The organism is Oleiphilus sp. HI0117 (genome assembly GCF_001635235.1).
The window spans coordinates 1-664 of sequence record NZ_LWGA01001509.1 but is presented as its reverse complement, the minus strand read 5'-3'; the positions used below and the strand labels follow the sequence as shown (position 1 = coordinate 664).

At 47.3% G+C, this 664-nt stretch carries 1 protein-coding gene; it reads left to right on the top strand.

What is annotated here, in order from left to right; all coding sequences use genetic code 11:
• On the top strand, nt 1-625 hold a 625-nt coding region (gene rph / locus A3757_RS24845), incomplete at its 5' end, for a ribonuclease PH (protein ID WP_068740494.1).
• Between the last annotated feature and the right edge of the window lie 39 nt (nt 626-664).

The window sequence follows — 664 nt, the reverse complement described above, 5'->3', positions numbered from 1 at the left end:
GTTTGGCGACACCAAAGTTATCTGTACTGCCTCAATAGACGAAAAGGTACCCCGCTTCCTAAAAGGTGAAGGACAAGGTTGGTTAACCGCTGAATATGGCATGCTGCCTCGCTCTACCGGTTCACGTATGATCCGTGAAGCAGCAAAGGGTAAACAAACAGGTCGTACCGTCGAAATTCAGCGTCTAATCGGTCGCTCATTACGCGCCGCTGTTGATATGAAAGCACTCGGCGAACGCACCATTCAAATCGATTGCGATGTTATCCAGGCAGATGGAGGTACTCGTACAGCGTCTATCTCTGGGGGCTGCGTGGCACTCATGGACGCTCTTCAAGGCTTGGTAGATGCAGGAAAACTGAAAGAAATCCCGCTAAAGCAAAAGATTGCGGCGATTTCTGTAGGCATCTACAAAGGTACACCCGTTCTCGACTTGGACTACCCGGAAGACTCAGAAGCAGAAACTGATATGAACGTGATCATGACAGACAAAGGCGGCTTTATCGAGATTCAGGGCACTGCTGAAGGTGAAGCGTTTGAAGAGTCCGAATTTAATGCCATGTTAGCACTAGCGAAGAAAGGCATTAACGAGATATTTGAATTACAAGAAGCTTCTCGAAACTCGTAGAGAAAGCCTAGAATAAAAAAAGGGATGGTAGCAAAACCA